Genomic DNA, 21,753 nt, shown 5'->3' on the forward strand with positions numbered 1-21,753 from the left:
CAAGGTATAATGGTAGAAAATATGGCTACAGATGATAAAAAAGCTAAACCCTACGCGAGACAAGAGCTCACACCTCTTAGTGATGAGCAATTAAAACAAGCGGAGCAAGTTGTTGCAGAGAGCCTTAAAGACAACCCTGAGCTATTTAACCTGCCTGATACCAAATACACCGTCGATAGCCTTGTAGACTTCTTTGTACAGTCCCTAGAAGGTAGTAGAAAGATATTACCCAAAGAAAAAAGACGATATGTTATTTACCTACGTAAATCTACAGACGATGAAAGAAAACAAGTGAGGTCTATCGAAGACCAACGGAAAGAGTGCTTAGATCTAGCAAAGAGGCTTGATATAAAAGTTAGACCAGAGGATATTTTCGATGAACGGTGGTCGGCTAAAACCTCTGGTAAACGTGACATTTTCAACGCTATGATGAACGGTTTTGAGATTGGCAAATACCACGGTTTAATCTCGTGGTCACCTGATCGTTTATCACGAAATATGTTAGAGGGTGGACAGATTATCGAACACGTCGACCACGAAAAGATACAGGATCTGCTGTTTTGCACCTACGCCTTCGATAACACCCCAAATGGCAAGATGATGCTAGGCATCTTGTTTGCCACATCGAAGCAATATAGCGATAAGCTAGCCGTAGATGTTGCACGAGGTATTACGGGTGCTATTCACGAGGGAAAGTATGTCGGACTTGTTAAAAAAGGCTACTATGCAGATATTGACACAGGTAGGTTTATGCCAGATGGCGTGCACTGGCAACTATTACGCCAAGCCGTTGCAATGAGGCTCAAAGACGGCAGAACAAACCAAGAGGTAGCGGATTTTCTCAATGCCTCAAACTTTAGTTTTCGTAAGAGCCAAGATGACACGTATAAAAAAGCAAAGATGGACAAGAAGACGGTCGCTACAATATTCACTGACCCGTTTTATACAGGTGCTTACAAGTACGGTGACAATATAACCAACCTGAACGATACTTACAACTTTCTACCCCTTATGACACCAGACGAGTTTATTGCTCTAAGTCGCAATATGTCCGACAGCTTTAACGCAAAGTTTGTTGGTCGCAATAATGTTTCCAAAAGGCTTGAGTTTGGCTTACTGAGAGAGAAAGTGATCTGTGACTATTGTAGTAAGATTATGACCTTTCAGCGTACCCAAATCAAACGTGGTAAAAATGCTGGTAGCTGGCAATTAACGTACTACTGTCGCAACAAAGATTGCGTACGTCATAATGACGAAGAGGCGATAAGAAAGTACGGCAAAAAACTAGCTAGAAGCGTTAGTGCTAGGTTTATTACGGCACATATCGAATGGACGCTACGCCATATGACCGCTAATATCCTTGAGGCTCATAAGCATTATATTAGCCGTATAGAAAAACAAGTGGCGATAGACAAAGAGATAGCAAAACGTAAACTATCAGAGGCTAGAGCAGAGTTAAAACGCCAAAAAGACAAGTACTCACAGTATCAGAGCTTTCAAGTTGAAGACCCAGAAACATATAAAAAGCACCACGCTGGCAAATTAGAGTTTCACCAAGCACAGATTAACGCTGTAAACGCTAGCCTCGCTTCTCTGCAAAAAGAGCTAGACGGCTTAAATAAAGCTTTGCCATCTCGTGAAGAGTTTGTTGAACTCATTAAGTCTTATCTTAAAACTATACTACAGACACGGGATTTGATTGAAGAAGACGCAGTGTATCGTGAGCTAGTGTTGAACCTACGTGCTGGCGACAACGCCGTATCTGTTATAAAGCTAAATCCACCATACGATATGATGGTGGATTTTAGCAAAAATACTTCTTGGTCGGGGTGAAAGGACTCAAACCTTCGACCTCTCGGTCCCAAACCGAGCGCGCTATCAACTGCGCCACACCCCGGAATACTCGTGGTATTATACCTTATTTTACGTCATGTGGAAATGGTTTGGCTGTGGTAAAGTAGGCATAATATGACAAAGAGCAAAACGTACCACTTGTTTCATGTTGTCACAAAGCGCCAACCAATACGCTTTGCACTCGTCGGTGTCGCCAATACGGCAGTCGATTTCGGAGTGTTATTTGGTTTGACAATTTTTTTGCACGTGCCAGTACTTGCTGCGAATATCGTGTCTACAAGCGTAGCTATGGCCGTCAGTTACCTACTTAACAAACGGGCAGTGTTCCGCGACACCGATATACACAATCGTCAGCAGGTAATGCTGTTCGTTGTCGTTACATTGACGAGTTTGTGGGTACTACAAGGATTTGTGCTAAGCGCTGTAACGGCGTTATTGTGGGTCGCGACAAATGTGAATCCTGAAATGACACTTTTGATTGCAAAATTGACAGCTACTGCTGTAAGCCTCATGTGGAATTACACATTGTACAGTCGTGTCGTATTTAAAAACGGTCGAAAGTAATATTTAGTTGGAGCTACCGACGACGGTGGGGGCCAAGGTATTTTTTAATGTCATATTGATTGACGGAGCTGGTCCGTTTTTCCAGTACCAATTCGCCTGTGAACGTAGCAGATGAGTTTCCATGCCGCCACCGTTTAGCGTCAGGCACAATACGATGATCGATAATGAGACGAGTGCGTTTCGTGTACGACCTTTGAAGTAGCGGATAAATAGCTCGCGATAAGCAAGTCCGATCCAGACGAATAATATCGGCATGATAAGAACAAGGTAGCGACCATTGGCAGCTACGATTGTATGCAGCTTCAGATACCCTGTGAAGTTTGTATAAAACAGTGCGCCAACGTAGAGCGCGATTACAAGAGCGAAAAGAAGTAAATAACGATTAATTCTTATAATAGACCTCCAAAACACAAGACAAAGCAAAAGCCCGAATATGCCGATAACGTATGCCGTAATATAAGGTATCGGCAGTGGATTTTGCGTATCGTAATCGTAGTTTATCGCAAAGTATAATCTAAATACGTAGTTACCAACCCACACGGGTGCGAAAAATTGCATTGGTGGATCGTGGGGCGGGTTTGTTGCTTTGACGGTTGCTTTCGTGTTGTAGTCACGACCCCATGGGCCAAATTGAGCACATTCGGACACGGACCTAATCTGATCGCAAGTTGGCTCGTAGCGATGGTATGTTATTAGGTTTACTCCATATCTTTCGACAAACAGACCGATGCTAAGGATTGCTACGGCTGCAAGTACTATCTTCATCAATCGTTGCTCAAGTATGAAAGAGCGCCAGATGCTTTTTAGGGTTTTTTGTTTTGCGCCGGTTTGTAGCCAAATGATAAACAGGTAGATGAGACCAGCCAAAAATATCGGTACGAAAGCGTACTTTACGAGGCTGCCGAATATACCCGCTGCGAGCATATATATAAATGTCTTCGCAGGTATGTTTCGGCGCTTAATTGCTTGGCTGCAGCTAATGGTGAGACTGATGAAAAGAGGAGCTATGACAAATGCTAGGTTATCGTAGTTGATTGTTGCTGCAAGGAAAGGGATGATTGGTATGAGTATAAGTATAAGAAACGAAAAGTTTATTAATGCTTCGGACGTACGAATATGCCGTAGTAAATTACGAAATAAGTACATGCCACCAATGAATAGTCCTATGTTGATAAAACGAAGAATGATGATTTGAGCGGTCTGGTTGCTGATGAATAGAGAGATCACCCGATAAGGGAAGCTCATTAGATAATGAAACATATACGAATCGTATCGGGTGAGATCACTGTAGGATTCTGATGCTGGTGGTTGTGTTGACATGAAGGGCAGCAATTGATGTGAATAGAGCTGTATGACCCCAAAGTGATAGTTCTCGTCGAATGCCAGTGGGTATTGGGCGGTAAGCGCAAACCAAGCCGCTTGTATAAACAACAGACCTACAATGACGGAAAAGATTTTTTTTGAGCTGATGATGCGGTAAGCGATTTGTAAGATTTTCTTTCCCATTTGTCCCCAGGTTAATCGGCTTTCCATTATTTAGAGTGTCTTGATTGGCGATTTCTCATATTCTTTCGAATCACAGACAGCAAAACTGTTCTCCATTATAGTAAATCTCCATAGTCAATTCAACCGAACATAGGAAGGGCGTATAATAAGAATATGACTACACCGACAACAACGCCCTACGAAGCACCAGACTTTATGCTACCCGACTCTGGTGGCAACCCCTACACGCTCAGAGAACACCATGGGAAATGGGTGGTACTCTATTTCTATCCAAAAGATGACACTCCTGGCTGTACGATTGAAGCGTGCAGCTTGCGTGATGCGCGTGATGATTTGGCGAAGCTTGGTGCGGATGTTATCGGCGTAAGCAAGGATGACGCATCGAGTCACGAAAAGTTTAAAGCTAAGCATTCTTTGAATTTTACGTTACTCACCGACGTTGATGGCAAGGCCATGGAAGCCTACGGCGCGTGGGGAAAAAAGATGTTCGGCAATGAAGGTGTCATTCGCAAAACGTTCATTATTGATCCTGAAGGCATGGTTCGTAAAGTTTATGGCCGCGTAACGCCGCTTGGTCACGGAGAGCAGGTCGTTGCCGAACTAAAGAAACTGCAGAACGAAGTCTAAGATTCTTGTCGACGACTACTAAGTATAAGCAGTCCTACAAGGGCGCTAATTGTTGAAGCTAGAAAGATGCCAATCTTGGCTGCGTCAAGTTGTGATGAGCTGTTTGGAAAAGCTAACTCAGCGATAAAGAGAGACATGGTGAATCCGACTCCGGCAATAAATCCAACTCCTATGATATGACGCCAATCAACTTCATCTGGCAGTTGCGCTATACGCAAACGCACCAACAGCCAGGACATAAGTGTGATGCCAGTCACCTTACCAAACAGCAATCCTGAGACGATTCCGACAATAATAAACGAACTTGTGGCAAACGGCTCGGGTGACATGACAAAGCCTGCGTTTGCTATTGCGAATAACGGTACAACAAAGAGGGTAGTGAGCGGTAGGAAAAACCGTTCAACTTTTTCAGGAGTAGATACCCCTTTGTCCTTTGATGAAATCGGCGCTAGCAGACCCATGACGACACCTACGATACTGGCATGGACACCGCTCAGGTGTGTCGTGAGCCACAGTAATATACCGAGACCTATCACCATCAGTAGTCGTGTTGAAAGGAAAGAGCGGAAAAGGTACGTCATTATAATGATAAAGATCGAGCAGCCAACGAAAAGCAGGTTAACTCCCCCTGTGTAGAACAGACTGATGACGAGTATGGCCAACATGTCATCTGCAACTGCGAGTGCGAGTAGGAAGATTTTTAACTGGATTGGAACTCGGTCCCCAAGTAGTGAGAGTATGGCGACAGCGATAGCGGTGTCTGTTGCGATGGGTATCCCCCACCCCTGCAGTGCGTTCGTGTGCGCCGTAAAATCTAAATACAAGATTGCAGGAAGTAGCACGCCGCCGATTGCAGCACCGATAGGCAGGATGGCGGTTTTGTGGTCACGCAACTCACCACGCATAAACTCTCGTTTAATTTCCAACCCGACGACTAGAAAGAACAATGCCATCAAGCCTTCGTTGAGCCATTCTTTGAGCGAAAGATCTAGTCTCCATGTGTCAAAACCGATTGAAAGTGACTGATGCCAGAAATCTAAAAAGAGGTTTTGCAGCGGAGAGTTGACGACGAGTAGCGACAATAGTGCAGCGACGATTACTAGTTTGCCGCCAATTGTTTCGTCGCGCAGGAAAAGGCTAAGCGATGCGCTCACTCTGAGCGGGTGCATTCTGTAAATAAGGTGTCGAACCGCTTCCATTGTTATCTTGGCCTCCTTAGAGCATGCTTACGGGCGAGTTTTGCTAAACGGTCATCTATGTCTGCCGCTACAAAGTCACCGAACTTTTTTATTGCCGCTTGTTCGATTAGCCAGTCAGCAATGGTTGGGTTTTTCGGAAGAAGTGAGCCGTGCATATATGAACCTATCACATTATACTGTCGAGCGCCTTCTATGCCGTCGCGGCTGTTGTTGCCGGCCCCCTGGATGACGGTGCCTAGGGGCTGAACTCCTTCGCCCAAAAAAGTCTGGCCACTATGATTTTCGTAGCCGATGATATCTCCAAATTGTTCACTGTGCGTCACGATGTTTCCGATTAAGCGTTCCGGGCCCGCGACGGTCGATATATCAAGTAGGCCTATGCCGTCGATTGTGTGTCCATCTTGTGTCTTGAAGTATTTTCCAAATAATTGATACAAACCACAAATCATGAGCATTGGCGTGCCGTCTTTGGCGAGTTCTCTGAGTTTACTGCCAATTTTCATCAGGTCGTCTTTGATTTTGTCTTGGCCGCTGTCTTGGCCGCCGCCCCCAACGATAATATCGACATCGTCCGGGAATGTGTCGCCAGGGTTGTAGTTGATTACTTTAGGTTCGTAACTATGCCATTTAATACGCTTTTCGAGTACGAGTGTATTGCCGTGGTCCCCGTATATATTCATGTCGCGCGGGTAAAGCTGTAGGATAACGAGCTGTTTTTTCATCGTATATCCTCCACGTGCGTTAGTTTGCCGAGCTCACGTCGCAGCGCTAGCATGGCGGTATATGTGCAATAGATTCGCTTGGGCGAAGATACGTTTTTAGAAAGGAAGTTTTTCAGTCCACCCGCTAAGTCGACGTCGATGCCGTCGACGGGAACTTCGTCGTATTGTAAACGCAACGCCATGTCATGGGCACGAATACCGCTAACTTGAGTGACACCGCCTTGACGCAAACTGTCGAAATTAACGTCCCAGAGCCAGCTCATGTCGCGACCGTCCGCATAATTATCATTGATTGCAATCATAGTTGCTACATTAGTAGGGTCAAATGAGCTTAGGCTTAGTCGGAAACCACTCGGGTTTTTTACAAGAATCAATTCGCACGGTTGGCCACCCACGATGAGACGTTCGCCACGGCCAAATGCTGGCGTAACTTCTGAAAGACGCTTAATAAGTTTGTCTTGTTTGACGCTATTTCCCATAACCGCTCGAGCAAGCGCTAGGGCCGCCGCGGCGTTATAGACGTTATAGACGCCCTGTAGTTTGAGCGGAGTTTTGATCGATGCGCCGTCAATGGTGAAGACTGCTTCTTCGTTCAGCTCAGTCAAGACCACATCGGCAACTGGTATTTCGGTTTGTTTGGTGGCGGGTCCGTGCATATCGTCATCGTTAGGAAAAGTGTGTCGGAGCGAGTCTGCTAATCCGAAAAAGTGGACATTAGTTTGTAGTGTTGAGGCGATTGCACGTAATCGTGGATCTTCACGATTTATGACAACTGTGTCTGTTGTTGCGTTCGCGATGTGCGCTAGCATGCTGGCAGTCGTGTCTATTTCGCCAAATCGGTCTAACTGGTCGCGCATGACATTGAGAAGAAGTGTGTATCGTGGAGGAATTTGATTAACGAAATGAACGGCATGCGCTTCGTCTAGTTCTAAAACGGCAATGTCGGCGTGTAGCCGACCTCGTCGATCTACGTCGCCAAGCAGGGCGGCTGCTACGCCGCGACTAAAATTGCTGCCAGTTCGGTTCGTAAAGACTTTCAAACCCTGACTTTCCAATAGCTCGACAACCATTTTTGTTGTCGTCGTTTTGCCGTTCGTACCACTGACGAGTACGACGCCGCGGGGTAGCTGCGCTAATGTATCGCTTACGAAATTACGATCAATCTTTTCGACAAACAATCCGGGCAGGGCAGAGCCACCGCCGCGCAGTCGGGCGATGTAACGGACGACCTTGCCGGCGAAAACACTATAGGGCTTTGTCATATCGTCTCTATTATAGCAGGGGCCCTGATGATATAATACGGTTATGCTTTTGGTTACAGAGCTGCTCCGCTGGTGGTATACAGCCGGCTGGCGTGGGCGGGCGAAACTCATCGCCGTACAACTCGATGGTACAATCGATTATTTTTCGATGGACCTTCTCATAAAAACGCTTTTTGCGCCGTATAGGCAAATATCCGCCGGAGGTGTCGATGGATCCCTCGAGGTAAAGATGCGAGCCCTCGTTGACAAGCTTTTTTCACGAATCATTGGCGCAGCTATACGACTTGTCATCCTTATCATCGGCGCGATTACTATTATGTTGCAGGCTTTGATGGGCGGACTGATTTTGCTGGTATGGGGTTTAGCACCGCTGTTTCCCGTAGTGGGATTCATACTGAGCGTGAAAGGGCCGGTGCTTTAATGCAGTCGACGTTTTACAAATACACCAGTATACGAGCGGCAAAGGCTCGATTAGGCGTAAGGCTTGGTAAACCATTGTTGGTGGTGTTATTGCTCCTGGCATTTTTGTTTGTGGCGGGCGGGGTGTTAGCTCTTTATGTGCATAGTACATGGGGGTGGTTGGCGATTGGTTTGGCCGCTTTTCCAATTATGTTATATATGTGGCATCGCGGCGATTTGGAACATCCGACCGCAACGACCAATTCAATAGACGGTTTACTCGATGGCGACATACTTGGCCGACTGAGCAAGGATCCGACACCTAAAGAAATAGCGAGTGTTGCAACTTCAGTGCGTGGCGGACAATTTTTTGCTGTTCGTTTCGGCATCACTGGCAGCTTCTTAAATGACATTACTAGCGAAAAGCCCGAAGATACTGAAACGGTTTGGCAACACGCTCTTGATGTTCGCCAACAATCTGGCAGTGAGTATATATCTGGCGCCGTATTGGCAGTGGCGCTTCTTCAAAGCTTCCCTGATCACGAAAAACTACTCGCTCACATGCATCTAGACATGGGAGACATGATTGCAGGTGTACGTTGGTATGAACATTTACGACTTCTCATTAGCAAAATCAAGGAACCACGACGGTCTGGTGGTATAGCTCGCGACTTTTCGTTTGGTTACACACCGTTATTGAAGCGTTTCGGGATTAATTTATCTGAACAAGCGAGCGGGCGCATAACGGTCGAAGTGGCGTCGCATATGAAAGCACTAGATCAGCTAATCGACACCTTTGGGAGTGGCGGTAGGCAAAATGCGGCACTCGTGGGCGCCGAGGGTACGGGCAAAACAACGATTGTTCATGCGTTTGCTGACAGGATTCTTGATGCAAAAGCAAAAATACCGTCGAGTCTAAAATTTCGCCAGGTATTCATGCTGGACTCTGCGGCACTTATTGCAGCTGCGCCCGGCAGAGGCGAGCTGGAGGGGCTGATTATGCAGGTGCTGGGCGAGGCCTATAGCGCCAAAAACATTATCATCTGCCTAGACAACGCCCAGCTGTTTTTTGAGGAGGGAATTGGATCAGTCGATCTCACGAACGTACTGTTGCCTATTTTAGAAGCAGGTAATCTTCGCGTTATTTTAACTATGGATGAGCAGCGATTGCTGCAGATCGGTCAGCGTAATCCTGCGCTCGTGAATGCTTTAAACCGCATTAGTGTCTCGCCGGCAAACCGCGAAGAAACGATAGCCGTCATGCAGGATCAGCTGATATATACCGAATATCAACGCAAAGTCACCTATATGTATCAATCGTTGGCCGAGGCGTATCGATTAAGCGAAAGGTACGTGCATGATCTTTCTATGCCTGGACGTGCAATGAAACTGCTTGAATCGGGTGCTAGTTATGCGGAGGGTGGATTAGTGACAGGCAACTCCATCCAACAAGCGATTGAGCAGACGATGGACATCAAGGTTGGAGTGGCTAGCGGTGAAGACGAGCGTGAAAAATTATTAAATCTTGAGGATTTGATTCACAAGCGCATGATAAATCAGACTCGTGCCGTGCAGGTGGTGAGCGATGCGCTGAGACGAGCGCGAGCGGGCGTGCGCAACGAGAACCGGCCAATTGGTACGTTTTTATTCTTGGGTCCAACTGGCGTCGGTAAGACAGAACTTGCTAAGGCCTTGGCTGACGTCTATTTCGGAGGAGAAGACCGCATGATTCGTCTTGATTTAAATGAATACGTACGCGATGAAGACGTGTCGCGTTTGATTGCCGATGGTGCCGACGATCCGACCAGCCTCACGGCGCAGGCTATGAAGCAGCCGTTTAGCGTAGTGTTGCTAGACGAAATCGAAAAAGCAAATCCGAAAGTACTGACGACGTTGCTTCAGCTACTCGACGAAGGCATCTTGCGCGATATTAAAAACCGTGAAGTTAGTTTCCGTGACGCCATCGTGATTGCAACGAGCAATGCCGGCGCCGATCGAATCCGCGAATATATTGAGCGTGGCTATAAGCTGCAAGATTTCGAGCAAAAATTTACGGACGAACTCATTAGTAGTAATCAATTCAAGCCGGAATTTTTGAACCGTTTTGACGAAATTGTCATATTCCGGCCGCTTGAAAAGCCGGAGCTCGTACAGGTTATCGATTTGATATTGGCTGGCGTTAACAAGCAAATGGCTTTACAAAAAGTCAGCGTTAATGTGGCTCAAGATGCCAAGGAGTTGCTGGTCGACAAGGGCTACGATCCACGACTTGGTGCGCGGCCAATGCGTCGTGTCGTTCAGCGGGCAGTAGAAAATCTCGTCGCCAAGCAAATGCTCACCGGCAGCGTGGAGCCGGGCACCGTTATAGAGATTACGCGCGACGAAGTACAAAAAATGCTTGAAAACCAATGAGATTTTGCCAGAGTGCACCTAACAGAAACAGTACTTAATACTTACGTTTTTTAGCTTTAGCTTAGTATAACCTGCTATAATTAAATGACACTCCCCTTGATTACTGAAGGGGTAAAAGGAATATAGGTGAGCGCATTATGTCAAATATACTACTTGTAGAAGATGAAAAGGTGTTGCGTGACGCATATACTATATTGCTTAATTCTCAGGGTGGTTATAATGTTCAAACTGCCAGTAACGGCAAAGAAGCGCTTGAGTATCTCGAGCACAACTCGTACGATTTGATATTGCTAGATATTATGATGCCTGTTTTGGACGGCATAGGATTTTTAAAGGAAGGAATGCTTTCCGAAAAATCACCGAATACTCGGGTAGTAGTGCTGAGCAATCTATCTGGTGGTCAGGAAGTCAAGGAAGCCATGAGACTCGGCGCCCATAGGAGCGCCGTAAAGTCCGATCTTGGTCCCGGCGACGTGATGACAATTGTCCAAGAAGAACTTGCTAAATTGAAATAACTAAGTTATCGGGCTGCCATGCCTTTTTGTGGAATTTGTACGTAAAACGTCGTACCTTTGTGTTCGGTACTTTCAAACCAGATTTTACAACTTGAAGCATCGAGCATCATTTTTATGAGGTAAAGTCCGATTCCTGTACCTACCTCGCCACTTTTGACTGCGTTATTTGCACGAAAGAAGCGATTAAAAACATATTCTTTAGCTTCTTCTGGTACGCCGATTCCGTTGTCTTTTACAGCCAGTAAGTAGCCTTTGTTGTTTTTAATAAATGCCACATCGATGACTCCTTCATCGTGTTTTGTATATCGTATGGCGTTTGTGAGTAGATTGTGAATGACCTGATCAAAAATAGTAACATCTACCGGCACGTCTTCTATAAGCGCATCGGGCGTGAACTTTATTGTGATGTTTTTTTCTTTTGCAAGCGGGCTAATTTCATTTATATGTTTTGCCAAAAGATCATTGATGTTCATCGGCGTAGGTTTAGTGGCGAAATTTCCAAGCTCAACCTTAGAAATATTGAGGATGTCGTCTACGAGTTTGATTAATCGAATACTGGAATCCGTTATCTGATTCATGGGAGCCGACTGCTTTTGCTTAACAGGACCGAACGTGCCGCCTGTGAGCATTTCGCTATAGACTCGTATAGCAGTCAGAGGAGTGCGTAATTGATGCGATACGAGCGATATAAATTCATCTTTTGCGTTGATTAGTTGTATCTGTTTGGTGACATCTTGAAGGGAACCTATGACCCTTTGCGGCGTGCCGTCGTGCGCGCGCTGTATGATTGATCGGCTGTGGACGAATATGTAATTTCCGTCAGCTTTTCGGAATCTATAGTCTGATTCCCATGTATTTTGCCTACTCTCTAGCCATTTACTGATTTCAATTTCGAAAAGCAAAGAGTCTTCGGGGTGGACGCGACTTATCCACCAGTCTAGTGTGTTTACACGCTTAGTTCTGCGGTAGCCGCAGTGTTTATATAGTGCATCGTTCCATGAGACGGTTCCATGCTGCAGGTCGATGTCGTACAGTACGTCATTAGTTGCCTCGAAAAGTAGTCGGTATCGATGGACTGTCTCACGAAGTTGTTTCTCAAGTTCGTTCGCACGCTTTTTGTGCTTCGGGCGGATTGAACTTAAATCCATATGAAAATGATACCATAAATACAACTTTCTGTAAAAAAATTATTATGATATGGAATTGGTAGAAGATACGTATTAAGGTGTCGGGTGGCTACTGTGGTTACTCGAAATAAGTACAAAGTTAACTAGCTGCATCAAATTTGATTGCTTGTAGTGCCGTGACGGTAGCCAGCATGTTTTTAGTTGCATCGCAGTATCCCTGGGCCTTTACGTAGCCGTCCGTCAGTTGGATGTAGCCGAATTCATGAGCTATATATAACTTCCCGCCGCTTCCGTTGCCGGACACGGTGTACTGGTGTAGCTCGAATTGTTTCTTGCCAGTACTAGTCTGTAACGTAGCTGACACGACAGCACCTGGTTTGCTTGTGTAGCCGTCACTTGATAGTCCGTTTTGATCCTTTTGAAGTTCAGTCGCCACGTTTAGAGTTCCGGCTTTGTGTTCAACTGATATAAAACAGTCGGAAGGGCTATAGAATGCCGCGAGTGACACTTTGTCTGCCGGCCCTTGGCGCCAGTCTGATGCGGCCGTAGTATCAAAGGAGAATTGTGATTTGCCAGGAGTTTTTTGGGGTAGGTTAGATGTTGACGAGGCACTAGTTGATGCTTTGATATGATCGAGGTTCATTACTACGGCGACGGACGCCACTCCTAGAGCAATAAGAACAACGAGCGGAATTATTACACGACGTTTTGATCTTTGGCGAGGTAGTATCATGTAGGCAGGTTAGCATAGGCATGAGCAAAATGATAGCAAAGTCGTCTTAGATTGCTTAGCTAAACGACATGGTGATAATTTCTCTTTAAATTCGTGGATAGCACCGTCGACAAAGTCGTAATCAAACTGATATCAGTTTAGCCAATTTGTTGCTCAAGCGAATTGAGGTCAACTTCTATGTCGGCTAGCTTTGCGCTAATTATTTTTTTTGCGTCTGTTAGCCCTTTGTTGTATATCTCTGGCGCGAGATTTTCGGTGACAATATCGATTATGTCTTGTGCGGCGATGACGCCAACGCCAATATCCGTCGACTCGTCTATGCGCGTAATAATTTCGTTTACACACTTTCTTTGAAGCGCCTCATCTTCTGAGTCCCATTTTCTTTTCATAGTATTATAGTAGCAATTTTGATGGCGAACTTAAATTGGCATATCGATAAGATTATCGGCTAAAGTCTCCTTCGTTCATTCGCTCAGAAAAATACTTCGTGCTTTTCTTCGCTTCATTCACTACGCGACTCTTGCGGCCTTAGGCTTTGCAAAAGCGCAGGTTCAAGTCAGCGCCGAGACCAAATAAATAAGGCCACGCTGTGACCATATTTATTTGGTACCCCGAGCAGGATTTGAACCTGCGACCTTAGGCTTAGAAGTCCTCTGCTCTATCCAGCTGAGCTATCGGGGCGTAATTTTGATTTGAATATTCGGGTAACAACAAGAGTTACAAGAGTGATTATACTTTATTAATTACCAGATTGACCAATCGGTATTTCACGGATTTCGCAAAAACTCATAATGAACGGGTCGTCTGCGTCTTGATATATGTCGAGAATTTTAAATATACACGCAGCTCTGAGGCCGTGTGTATGCCATATTTTTTCTTGTGGCGGATTATTAAGCAGGGCTTCTGTTTGTTGCAGACTTTCTAGGGGTAGCCGATGTGAGTACTTGGCCGCCATCTTTTCTGCTGGAGTTAGGTCGAGCTCGTTAAGCAGTCGGTAAGGTTTTAATATGTGAAACCCGGCAGCTAGTGCAGTTTGCTGACTGCGCTTCATGTACGAAACTGCGACGGGAGTTTCAGGACGGTCAAATCCTAGATGCTCAAATTTTTCACCCATAGAAACGGCCTGATCAACACCTGCTTTTAAAAGATCTGCGTTGGGAGTGCCAAATGCCGGATCGTTGTGATCGTTTGCTCTGGACACCCCGTGTCGTGCTATGTAGAGAGGCATGCGTTATCGCTTTTTTGAAGATTTGCCAATCGAGCCTAGATGTGTGTGATGAAATCCGTTTGCATGTTTGAGACCGAAGCCCAGCGCGCGATCAACGAAAACGTGAAATAGCCATAGCGTAGCGATAAATAGTGCGATTTCGTTGCTCGTGAGGATGTAGCTTGTGATGAGCACACCCGGGCCAGCAAGACTATGACCAATGTTATAGGTGATTGCTCCGACTCCGTTATTAATCAGGTAGCCGACCATGGAGACGTCAAATAGTAAAAACCCGACGAGTAGCCACCACCAGTCGAACCGGCCTATTACAACGAAAAATAATGCTGTAAGCACGGCAGCAAAAAGGTACTCGAAACTGATGATTGCTTTCATGGTTTTGGAATGCATAAGAAGTATTATAGCAGATGGCGGCGAGACGATTAGAGGTTGGGGCGGCGAGACAGCGCTCTATCCGCTTGATAGCGTATTTCACTTCTCCGTTCATTCGTTCAGAAAAATACTTCGTGCTTTTCTTCACTTCATTCACTGCGCCGAACTCCTTTTGCTTTGCAAAAGCCGAGTTCGATCTCGTCCGGCCAAACCAAAGAAAAAATCCATGAATTGATCATGGATTTTTTCTTTGGTGCGGGCGGCGAGAATCGAACTCGCATCGTTTGCTTGGAAGGCAGACATATTAGCCATTATACGACGCCCGCAGGACTCATATGATTATAGCAAAATTTGCTATACTACTAAGCATAACGATAATTATATGGCAGATTTAAACCAATTTCTCAACAAAGACCTGACGGCAGGTGACGTCATGCACAGTAGTGGCATGGGCTCTGTAGCGGGTGGTGGCGGTGCTGGCGGTTTGTCTATGGATCAACGTCGTAAACTATTAAACCAGCCACGGGTTGTCAGCGCATATCATTATTCCAGACTCGGCCGCCAAGGTTCGGCCTCCAAAGCCCGCACTGCCGATCAAGAAGGCACCAGGGTGTATGATGCCAGCGCTGATACCTTTAATGACAAGGCTTCGTACAGTAATCGTCAGCAGGGAAGTATCAAAAATAAACGCCAAATCGACACTAAATCAGTCGAGCGTCGTCAGCATTATATGGAACCAACACCGCGCAACTACGACAAATTTTCATAGCATCTGTGTAATCACGCATTTATGTAAACAATCTCACCGCAATCGTTGCGGATGTTTTGCATAATAATGATTGAAAAGTGTGCTCGGTGCGCACGGGCATACCAAACATAAGAGCATAAGTTTAAGGAGGGTAAAAACTATGGGCTATTATTATGGTCACTTTAATAACTACAACCACTATCCACACTACGGTGGCTACAACAACTACAGGTATTACGGAAACTACAATCGCTACGCTTGGGGCAACCCTTATACGGCGTATTCGTATGCGAATCGGTGGTACCCAGGCTGGAATGCTTACAACTACGGTTTCTACAATAACTGCTACTACGTCTATATGAGGAGTGGCTACAATTACCGTACGGTTGTGATTGGACCAAACTACGGCCTACGCAACTACTACAACGGTTATTACGCAACACCATATAACTACGGCTATGGTAATGGGTACTATGGAAACGCCAGTTACAACGCCAACTACAATCTTAACGCCAATTATAACTACAATTAGTGAGTAGGCTATAGCATATTCTAGCTAGCGACATTAGAAGTTGCACCAAGTAGTCTAGATGGCAGATAAATACGAGAGTTTTAAACAAAATATACAAGTAAAACCCTGCGTTCGTGGGGTTTTACTTGTCAGGAAGCTATATATAGCCAGGAGGGCATCATGATCGATCATAATCAGTTAAATTCATATCCACAGTATTCGCATAACAACTATGCGCAATATGCACAGGCGCCAAATCACGGCAACAATCCGAACGGAAATCACAACAACGGTCAGAATTGGAACCAGGGACATAACCAAAACGGCAACCACAACAACGGTCAGAATTGGAACCAGGGACATAACCAAAACGGCAACCACAACAATGGCCAGAATTGGAACCGCGGACACAATCAAAACAGGAACCATGGATATTGGCCGGGGTGGCATGGGCCACACGGCTGGCGTAACCCGGGTGGCTATCATGGCGGTGGTTACTATCATGGCGGTTGGCAGACTGGCAACAATACCGTTGTGGTTTGGGTTAATCGTTGGTATCCGGGCTGGCAGGTCTACAGATGGCGCTGGGACGGTTACAACAACCGCTGGGTAGTCTGGATCAGGAACGGACCGGTATATAGGACTGTGTATGTCGGTAACAATTACGGTTGGCATAACTATCGTAGTGGGTATGTCTGGTAATTACTCTCTGCAGTAAAAAGAATAGAACCGGCACAAGACCGGTTCTATTTTTTTGGGGCGAATGATGGGGATCGAACCCACTACCTTCGGAACCACAACCCGACGCTCTAACCAAATGAGCTACATTCGCCGCATTAACGTGCATAGTCACCCGTAGGGTGAACGTAACAACTATACCACAAATAACAGAGATAATCTATATCTCGCGGATGGTTTCTATGTGCGCACCAAGACTGTTGAGCCGGTTGGCAAAATCCTCATATCCACGGTTGATCGAGTAAACGTCGCGTAATATAGAATCTCCAGGAGCCGCTAGCATGGCTAGCAATACAACGACAGACGGTCGTAATGCTGGAGGTGCCGTGACATCCGCAGGCTTCCATTTGGTAGGTCCGGTTACATACACGCGGTGCGGGTCGAGAAGTTCCACGGAGGCATTGAGCTTTGTCAGTTCGGTAAAGTAAATTGCGCGATTTTCGTAAGACCAGTCGTGAATCATCGTACGGCCATTCGCGGTTGTGGCAATAAGGCCCATGAAGGGCAGGTTGTCCATATTGATACCCGGAAAGGGCAGGGCGTGCAACTTGTCCTTGGCGGCTTTCAGTTTAGAGTGTTTCAAGTGAATGTCTACTAAGCGGGTGTGGCTGTTTTTTGCTAGGTACTCATCACTCAGCTCGTACTGCAGCCCCATTTCAGCTAGTGTTGCCAGTTCAATTTCCAGGAATTCAATCGGTGAACGCTCTATGGTGATTTCACTTCCAGTAACTACACCGGCGGCGATGAAGCTCATAGCTTCAATAGGGTCTTCGCTTGGGTAATATTCGACATCTTTGTTTATGTATGATACGCCGGTGATGTGGAGCGTTGTCGTGCCGATGCCTTCAATTTTGACGCCAAGTTTTTTCAGAAATACGCACAGGTCCTGAACTGCATAGTTAGCGCTGGCGTTTCTAATTGTCACGGTACCTTCGTGAAGCGATGCTGCCATGATGACGTTTTCGGTCACGGTGTCACCGCGTTCTGTGAGAACGATTGTGTGATCAACTTTTTTCGGCGAAGACGTTGCGCTGTAGTAATTAGTGGTCGCTTCTACCTCTAGACCGAAAGGACGCAAGCCAGTCATGTGCGGCTCTACCGTACGAGTGCCTAAGTTGCAGCCACCGGCAAAGGGTAGGTGAAAGTTGCGGTATTGGTGCAGAAGTGGGCCCAGGAACATGATAATCGTTCGTGTGCGTTTTGCAGCAGCGACGTCCATGTCTTCAAGCTTTAGTTTCTTAGGCGGGATGATTTCTAGGTCGCCGTCATCGTTGAGCCAGCGGACTTTGACGCCGATACTTTGTAGCACTTCGACGATGCGGTTTACTTCTTCTATTTTGGCAACGTGGCGTAGTACTGTTTTGCCATGGTTAAGGAGGCTGGCGCAAAGCAGAGCAACTGCGGCGTTTTTGCTAGTCTTAACCGTGATGTTCCCCGACAGCTTAGAGCCGCCATGCACGCGAAAGTTAATCTTGCCCGTTTGATTGAGTGTCATGATATCGTGAGACAACACATCGCTGATGCGGGCAATCATCTCAAGACTAATGTTTTGGCCGCCTTTTTCGATACGGTTAATTGCGCTCTGGCTAGTACCAAGCGCCTCTGCTAATTGTGCTTGTGTAAAGCCACGATTCTGTCGACTTTCTTGAATGAGATTGCCGATTTTAAGTTTGTAATCTTGAGGGGTCATTGCTTAGATTTTATATCATTTATGATATATATACAATATGAATGGGTCGGACGGCGTATCGCGTTGTTGTCAGCTGTAGTACTCATTCACCGTACCTAATTGTACGGCTCATTCCGTGCTTCGCTGTCGCCTAGCGCTACATCCGTCGGCCACATTCATGGTTCAAATAAGCGGATTCTGAAGGGCGATGGTATAATAATCATCAGTTATGAATGATACACAGGTTGCTGATTTGATTGCAGGAGAAGAGCGTCGCGAACGAGACGGACTCGAGCTTATTCCTAGTGAGAACTATGTATCTGCTGACGTGCTGAAGGCGCTTGGTAGTGTGTTTACGAACAAATATTCCGAAGGCTACCCAGGTAAGCGGTATTACGGGGGTCAGGAATTTACTGATCAAATTGAACAATTGGCGATTGACCGTGCAAAACAGCTTTTTGGTTCCGATCACGCAAATGTACAGCCGCATTCCGGTGCTCAGGCGAACGAAGCGGTTTATCATGCCTGGTGCGAACCAGGCGACACGATTTTGGCCATGGATCTTAGTCATGGCGGTCATCTGACACACGGCGCACCTGTGACGGTATTGGCTCGTAGCTTCAACTTTGTCCGCTATAAGATGAAAGACCCGTCAACCGGTGAAATCGACTACGACGAACTACGTCGTCTTGCGCTGGAGCACAAACCGAAGATTATACTGGCCGGCTTTAGCGCGTATCCACGTGAACTAGACTATGCTAAATTTGCCGAAATCGGTAATGAGATTGGCGCGTTGCTCGTAGCGGATATGGCACATATTGCCGGGCTTATTGCCGGCGGCGTAGCAAAGAATCCGTTTGACTATGGTTTCCATGTCGTTACGACTACTACGCACAAAACATTACGTGGTCCGCGTGGTGGTTTGATCTTGAGCAAGGGCGTGGTGAGTAATCCTCTGAAGGCCCCGGAGAAGACAATAGAAAACATCCCCACGCTGATTGACCGTACAGTGTTTCCTGGAGTACAGGGTGGCCCGCATATGCATGCTGTTGCGGCAAAGGCTGTGGCATTCGGCGAAGCACTCAAGCCAGAGTTTAAGGCGTATGCTGAACAAATCGTCAAAAACGCCGCTGTACTAGCCGACGAGTTGCAAAAACACGGTTTCCAACTCGTTACCGGCGGCACGAGCAATCACCTTATACTTGCTGACGTGCAGAAATCATTTGGCATCGATGGTAAGGTAGTCGAGCAGGCACTCGACAAGATCGGTCTGACGCTCAATGCCAACGCAGTGCCAGACGATACGCTGCCTCCGTTTAGGCCAAGCGGTATACGATTGGGCACGCCAGCCATCACTACTCGTGGCTTGCGCGAGCAGCATATGGTTCAGCTGGCGGAGTGGATGAAACGGGCGGTTGACGCACATGATGACGACATTACGCTGGCGAATCTTGGCGAAGAAGTCAAAGAATTTGTACAGACGTTTCCTTTGCCCAGCGATAAGTGATCGTAAAATATGAACAGTATTTAATACGAGCCCCCTTTCGGAGGCTCGTATCTATTTGCTAGGTAAGAGGTTCTAATTACAACCTGTACCGGCTTTGATGACCTGTACTGAGCTGTCAGATCGCTTCGGGTAGTAGACGTTAAGTCCGGTGCTGTTTGGTGCCGCAGCTGAACAAACCTTGACGTAGTAGTTTTTGCTGGCTGCTGCAGTATTTGCGCTGGCGTAAGAAGGTGCTGCTCCAGTTGATGCAATGTAAATAACGCCAAGACCCTGAGGAATTGATGTTGTTGTGGAGTCAGCGTTAAACGCAGTTTTTAGTGTTGCGTCTGAGTTGCCCCATGGGTAACCAGTTGAGAGGTCAGCATTGACCGCTTCGGCAACTTTGTCGAGAGATTGTGCGTTTGCAGCGTCGGCGCTGTCGTTTGCTTTGGTGGTGACACCGTTGTAGGCCACAATCACGATTGCTGCCAAGATGCCGATGACGACGATGACAATCAAGAGCTCAACGATAGTGAAACCGCCTTGCGCTCGCTTGGTTTTAAGATTTGCTAAATTCATATTAATTGATGCCCCTTATTAATATATTATGTTCCTATGGTGTATAGTGTACTATAAGCAAAAGCGCTATGCAAGGGTTTTTGCCTTAATTATCAACAGTATTTTCTATGATTGCCGACGATTGTTCCAGAGGAAGCAGCTCAAGGGGTTCTTGCTCAAGTATGATGTTAAATCTTCCGTTGACGGTTTCGATGATTTCCTTTTTTGCTTCTTGAAGGTCTGAGTAACCTGTAGCAGACTCGTTTATTAGTACGACGGCGTTTTTGTCGTGGATTTTCATGCCATGTAACACCTCGCCCTTGAGGTCGCTTTGGTCTATGAGCCATCCGGCGGGAATTTTTTGATACGTCTCGTCGACGGCGTATGTTGGCAGGTCGGAGTAGCCGTTGTTTTTTAGTTCTTCCGCTTTCCAAGATTCCACAACAGCATTTTTGAAAAACGAACCAGCGTTAGGCATAACTGCTGGATCGGGCAATTTTTCAGCGCGTATGGCGAGTACGTTGTCGCGGATGATTTGCGGTGAATACTGGGTGATACCCGCAGTCTCTAAACGTTTTTGCAGACTGTCATATAGCGGCGGTTGCAACGGGATTTTAGGTAGCTGCAGAGTGACGCTGTAAATAGCGTAATGCCCCACTTCGGAAGTACGAAATATGCTACTGCGGTACGAAAAATTGCAATCCGTATGATCGAGGACGACGAATTTGTCTTGAAGGATGTCGTAAGCTTCAAGCGATACGAACGTGCTAGAGAGTTCTTGGCCGTAGGCTCCGATGTTTTGTACTGGGGCGGCTCCGACAGTTCCGGGTATGCCAGACATGCACGCTATGCTATATAGGCCGTGCTCGACGGTCAGTTTGACCAGATCGTCCCATAATATCCCACTACCGACTTTGATGACGGTTGACTGTTGATCGTCAGTTATGACTTCTATACCGCCGATTTTGTTGTGGATGATGACACCCTGGAAGCCTTCATCATGGGCAATCAAGTTGCTACCGCCACCGATGATATACGTTGGTAATGTAAGTTTTTTGGCATTGAGGTATGCTTGGCGCAACTCGTCGGGAGACGTAACGTCTACTACATAATCAGCGTTGCCGCCGATTTTCATGGTAGTTAGTGTGCTTAGTGGTATGTTTGTTTGTACATTCATGATTGGCAATAGTATAGCTTAAAAGGCATAAGAATGGTACAATAACAGATACGCAGTGTACTGCGCCAAGTGCGCACCCGTAGCTCAGTGGATTAGAGCATCTGTCTTCGGAACAGAGGGTCGTAGGTTCGAATCCTTCCGGGTGTACCAAGTAAATCGCCTCACGTCAGTGGGGCGTTTTACTTGGTAGATTCGCGTAGCGAATCTGAACCGTTAAGGTTCGGCGTAGTGAGAAAAGGAAACGAAAAGTTCTTTTCGTCCCTTTTTGAGCGGAGGAGCGGAACGAAGTGGAGCGATATCCATCCGAGTTTACCGGTAATTTTGCAAGATGCGGCTTTGGTGCTTTACT

General features: G+C 46.4%; 22 protein-coding genes and 5 tRNA genes. 11 read left to right on the plus strand and 16 right to left on the minus strand.

The genetic code is table 11. The features are described 5' to 3' along the window. The first annotated feature begins 21 nt into the window (after positions 1–21). Positions 22–1,833 carry a recombinase family protein gene (locus tag H6797_01255; protein USN96814.1) on the plus strand — a complete coding sequence of 604 codons (1,812 nt, stop codon included), beginning with the start codon at positions 22–24 and terminating at the stop codon, positions 1,831–1,833. On the opposite strand, the gene H6797_01260 is transcribed toward H6797_01255, so the two are convergent. Continuing rightward, positions 1,822–1,897: transfer RNA gene (locus H6797_01260), tRNA-Pro, on the minus strand. The two genes, H6797_01255 and H6797_01260, sit on opposite strands and share 12 nt — an antisense overlap. A gap of 71 nt (positions 1,898–1,968) precedes the next feature. Here H6797_01260 and H6797_01265 point away from each other — a divergent pair. Then, positions 1,969–2,418 (plus strand): GtrA family protein, encoded by a 450-nt coding sequence (locus H6797_01265; protein ID USN96815.1) that lies wholly within the window; start codon positions 1,969–1,971, stop codon positions 2,416–2,418. Positions 2,419–2,421: 3 nt separating this feature from the next. Here the strand turns inward: H6797_01265 and H6797_01270 are convergent, their stop codons facing one another. Beyond that, on the minus strand, positions 2,422–3,924 hold the full coding sequence (locus H6797_01270) for a hypothetical protein (GenBank protein ID USN96816.1): 1,503 nt from the start codon (positions 3,922–3,924) through the stop codon (positions 2,422–2,424). A gap of 153 nt (positions 3,925–4,077) precedes the next feature. Between H6797_01270 and H6797_01275 the strand changes: the two genes are divergently transcribed. Continuing rightward, on the plus strand, positions 4,078–4,551 hold the full coding sequence (locus H6797_01275; protein USN96817.1) for a peroxiredoxin: 474 nt from the start codon (positions 4,078–4,080) through the stop codon (positions 4,549–4,551). On the opposite strand, the gene nhaA is transcribed toward H6797_01275, so the two are convergent. The 3 genes from nhaA to H6797_01290 are packed head-to-tail and all read right to left on the minus strand — an operon-like array spanning position 4,548 to position 7,734. Next, the gene (nhaA, locus tag H6797_01280) at positions 4,548–5,750 is read right to left on the minus strand and encodes a Na+/H+ antiporter NhaA (GenBank protein ID USN96818.1); all 1,203 of its coding nucleotides are present in this window, start codon (positions 5,748–5,750) and stop codon (positions 4,548–4,550) included. The genes H6797_01275 and nhaA overlap by 4 nt on opposite strands. A 2-nt stretch (positions 5,751–5,752) precedes the next feature. Beyond that, positions 5,753–6,472: a glutamine amidotransferase gene (locus H6797_01285; GenBank protein USN96819.1), complete on the minus strand. Its 720-nt coding sequence runs from the start codon at positions 6,470–6,472 to the stop codon at positions 5,753–5,755. Continuing rightward, complete coding sequence (locus tag H6797_01290; GenBank protein ID USN96820.1) at positions 6,469–7,734, minus strand: DUF1727 domain-containing protein; 1,266 nt, start codon at positions 7,732–7,734, stop codon at positions 6,469–6,471. The genes H6797_01285 and H6797_01290 overlap by 4 nt, the downstream gene beginning before the upstream one ends. Before the next feature lie 43 nt (positions 7,735–7,777). On the opposite strand from H6797_01290, the gene H6797_01295 reads away from it, so the two are divergent. The 3 genes from H6797_01295 (at position 7,778) to H6797_01305 (ending at position 11,060) form a co-directional block, all read left to right on the plus strand. Further along, entirely contained in the window at positions 7,778–8,155 is a 378-nt protein-coding gene (locus tag H6797_01295) for a hypothetical protein (protein ID USN96821.1), read from the plus strand. Further along, positions 8,155–10,545 carry an ATP-dependent Clp protease ATP-binding subunit gene (locus H6797_01300; protein USN96822.1) on the plus strand — a complete coding sequence of 797 codons (2,391 nt, stop codon included), beginning with the start codon at positions 8,155–8,157 and terminating at the stop codon, positions 10,543–10,545. The genes H6797_01295 and H6797_01300 overlap by 1 nt, the downstream gene beginning before the upstream one ends. 137 nt (positions 10,546–10,682) lie before the next feature. After that, positions 10,683–11,060 carry a response regulator gene (locus tag H6797_01305; protein ID USN96823.1) on the plus strand — a complete coding sequence of 126 codons (378 nt, stop codon included), beginning with the start codon at positions 10,683–10,685 and terminating at the stop codon, positions 11,058–11,060. A 5-nt stretch (positions 11,061–11,065) separates the two neighbouring features. On the opposite strand, the gene H6797_01310 is transcribed toward H6797_01305, so the two are convergent. The 7 genes from H6797_01310 to H6797_01340 all read right to left on the minus strand — a co-directional run bounded on the left by H6797_01310 (position 11,066) and on the right by H6797_01340 (position 14,843). Further along, positions 11,066–12,208, minus strand: coding sequence for a PAS domain-containing sensor histidine kinase (locus tag H6797_01310; protein ID USN96824.1), 1,143 nt, complete (start codon positions 12,206–12,208; stop codon positions 11,066–11,068). Positions 12,209–12,326: 118 nt separating this feature from the next. Further along, a complete protein-coding gene (locus tag H6797_01315; GenBank protein ID USN96825.1) occupies positions 12,327–12,920 on the minus strand; it encodes a hypothetical protein in 594 nt (197 codons plus the stop codon). Positions 12,921–13,057: 137 nt separating this feature from the next. Continuing rightward, positions 13,058–13,309 (minus strand): DUF2164 family protein, encoded by a 252-nt coding sequence (locus tag H6797_01320; GenBank protein ID USN96826.1) that lies wholly within the window; start codon positions 13,307–13,309, stop codon positions 13,058–13,060. 215 nt (positions 13,310–13,524) lie between these two features. Then, positions 13,525–13,601 (minus strand) — tRNA-Arg (locus H6797_01325). Positions 13,602–13,659: 58 nt separating this feature from the next. Then, positions 13,660–14,121 (minus strand): phosphoglycerate mutase family protein, encoded by a 462-nt coding sequence (locus tag H6797_01330; GenBank protein USN96827.1) that lies wholly within the window; start codon positions 14,119–14,121, stop codon positions 13,660–13,662. Between the two features lie 30 nt (positions 14,122–14,151). After that, positions 14,152–14,520 carry a DUF4260 domain-containing protein gene (locus tag H6797_01335; GenBank protein USN97094.1) on the minus strand — a complete coding sequence of 123 codons (369 nt, stop codon included), beginning with the start codon at positions 14,518–14,520 and terminating at the stop codon, positions 14,152–14,154. Between the two features lie 248 nt (positions 14,521–14,768). Then, a tRNA-Gly gene (locus H6797_01340) sits at positions 14,769–14,843 on the minus strand. A gap of 56 nt (positions 14,844–14,899) precedes the next feature. On the opposite strand from H6797_01340, the gene H6797_01345 reads away from it, so the two are divergent. The 3 genes from H6797_01345 to H6797_01355 all read left to right on the plus strand — a co-directional run bounded on the left by H6797_01345 (position 14,900) and on the right by H6797_01355 (position 16,478). Then, positions 14,900–15,286 carry a hypothetical protein gene (locus tag H6797_01345; GenBank protein USN96828.1) on the plus strand — a complete coding sequence of 129 codons (387 nt, stop codon included), beginning with the start codon at positions 14,900–14,902 and terminating at the stop codon, positions 15,284–15,286. Positions 15,287–15,425: 139 nt separating this feature from the next. Beyond that, positions 15,426–15,797 carry a hypothetical protein gene (locus H6797_01350; protein ID USN96829.1) on the plus strand — a complete coding sequence of 124 codons (372 nt, stop codon included), beginning with the start codon at positions 15,426–15,428 and terminating at the stop codon, positions 15,795–15,797. A 159-nt stretch (positions 15,798–15,956) separates the two neighbouring features. Then, positions 15,957–16,478: a hypothetical protein gene (locus tag H6797_01355; protein ID USN96830.1), complete on the plus strand. Its 522-nt coding sequence runs from the start codon at positions 15,957–15,959 to the stop codon at positions 16,476–16,478. Positions 16,479–16,531: 53 nt separating this feature from the next. Here H6797_01355 and H6797_01360 read toward each other — a convergent pair. Both H6797_01360 and H6797_01365 read right to left on the minus strand, forming a co-directional pair. After that, a tRNA-His gene (locus H6797_01360) sits at positions 16,532–16,608 on the minus strand. A 66-nt stretch (positions 16,609–16,674) separates the two neighbouring features. After that, entirely contained in the window at positions 16,675–18,204 is a 1,530-nt protein-coding gene (locus tag H6797_01365; protein ID USN96831.1) for a UDP-N-acetylglucosamine 1-carboxyvinyltransferase, read from the minus strand. Positions 18,205–18,412: 208 nt separating this feature from the next. On the opposite strand from H6797_01365, the gene H6797_01370 reads away from it, so the two are divergent. Beyond that, a complete protein-coding gene (locus tag H6797_01370) occupies positions 18,413–19,690 on the plus strand; it encodes a serine hydroxymethyltransferase (protein USN96832.1) in 1,278 nt (425 codons plus the stop codon). A gap of 72 nt (positions 19,691–19,762) precedes the next feature. Here the strand turns inward: H6797_01370 and H6797_01375 are convergent, their stop codons facing one another. After that, positions 19,763–20,248, minus strand: a complete 486-nt coding sequence (locus H6797_01375; GenBank protein USN96833.1) for a type II secretion system protein — start codon at positions 20,246–20,248, stop codon at positions 19,763–19,765. Between the two features lie 85 nt (positions 20,249–20,333). Continuing rightward, a complete protein-coding gene (gene murB / locus H6797_01380) occupies positions 20,334–21,404 on the minus strand; it encodes a UDP-N-acetylmuramate dehydrogenase (GenBank protein ID USN96834.1) in 1,071 nt (356 codons plus the stop codon). A gap of 73 nt (positions 21,405–21,477) precedes the next feature. Between murB and H6797_01385 the strand changes: the two genes are divergently transcribed. Further along, positions 21,478–21,554 (plus strand) — tRNA-Arg (locus tag H6797_01385). The last annotated feature ends 199 nt before the right edge of the window (positions 21,555–21,753 follow it).

It is taken from the genome of Candidatus Nomurabacteria bacterium, assembly GCA_023898645.1.
In the GTDB taxonomy this organism is placed as follows: Bacteria; Patescibacteriota; Saccharimonadia; order Saccharimonadales; family Saccharimonadaceae; genus UBA2112.

Bases quoted from the DNA above. Each gene is read 5' to 3' on its own strand.
- H6797_01255 (USN96814.1), top strand. From the start codon at position 22: ATGGCTACAGATGATAAAAAAGCTAAACCCTACGCGAGACAAGAGCTC.
- H6797_01350 (USN96829.1), top strand. From the start codon at position 15,426: ATGGGCTATTATTATGGTCACTTTAATAACTACAACCACTATCCACAC.
- H6797_01275 (USN96817.1), top strand. From the start codon at position 4,078: ATGACTACACCGACAACAACGCCCTACGAAGCACCAGACTTTATGCTA.
- H6797_01305 (USN96823.1), top strand. From the start codon at position 10,683: ATGTCAAATATACTACTTGTAGAAGATGAAAAGGTGTTGCGTGACGCA.
- H6797_01310 (USN96824.1), bottom strand. From the start codon at position 12,208: ATGGATTTAAGTTCAATCCGCCCGAAGCACAAAAAGCGTGCGAACGAA.
- H6797_01285 (USN96819.1), bottom strand. From the start codon at position 6,472: ATGAAAAAACAGCTCGTTATCCTACAGCTTTACCCGCGCGACATGAAT.
- H6797_01315 (USN96825.1), bottom strand. From the start codon at position 12,920: ATGATACTACCTCGCCAAAGATCAAAACGTCGTGTAATAATTCCGCTC.
- murB (USN96834.1), bottom strand. From the start codon at position 21,404: ATGAATGTACAAACAAACATACCACTAAGCACACTAACTACCATGAAA.
- H6797_01290 (USN96820.1), bottom strand. From the start codon at position 7,734: ATGACAAAGCCCTATAGTGTTTTCGCCGGCAAGGTCGTCCGTTACATC.
- H6797_01370 (USN96832.1), top strand. From the start codon at position 18,413: ATGAATGATACACAGGTTGCTGATTTGATTGCAGGAGAAGAGCGTCGC.
- H6797_01295 (USN96821.1), top strand. From the start codon at position 7,778: ATGCTTTTGGTTACAGAGCTGCTCCGCTGGTGGTATACAGCCGGCTGG.
- H6797_01375 (USN96833.1), bottom strand. From the start codon at position 20,248: ATGAATTTAGCAAATCTTAAAACCAAGCGAGCGCAAGGCGGTTTCACT.
- H6797_01320 (USN96826.1), bottom strand. From the start codon at position 13,309: ATGAAAAGAAAATGGGACTCAGAAGATGAGGCGCTTCAAAGAAAGTGT.
- H6797_01335 (USN97094.1), bottom strand. From the start codon at position 14,520: ATGAAAGCAATCATCAGTTTCGAGTACCTTTTTGCTGCCGTGCTTACA.
- H6797_01265 (USN96815.1), top strand. From the start codon at position 1,969: ATGACAAAGAGCAAAACGTACCACTTGTTTCATGTTGTCACAAAGCGC.
- H6797_01300 (USN96822.1), top strand. From the start codon at position 8,155: ATGCAGTCGACGTTTTACAAATACACCAGTATACGAGCGGCAAAGGCT.
- H6797_01365 (USN96831.1), bottom strand. From the start codon at position 18,204: ATGACCCCTCAAGATTACAAACTTAAAATCGGCAATCTCATTCAAGAA.
- H6797_01355 (USN96830.1), top strand. From the start codon at position 15,957: ATGATCGATCATAATCAGTTAAATTCATATCCACAGTATTCGCATAAC.
- H6797_01270 (USN96816.1), bottom strand. From the start codon at position 3,924: ATGGGAAAGAAAATCTTACAAATCGCTTACCGCATCATCAGCTCAAAA.
- nhaA (USN96818.1), bottom strand. From the start codon at position 5,750: ATGGAAGCGGTTCGACACCTTATTTACAGAATGCACCCGCTCAGAGTG.
- H6797_01345 (USN96828.1), top strand. From the start codon at position 14,900: ATGGCAGATTTAAACCAATTTCTCAACAAAGACCTGACGGCAGGTGAC.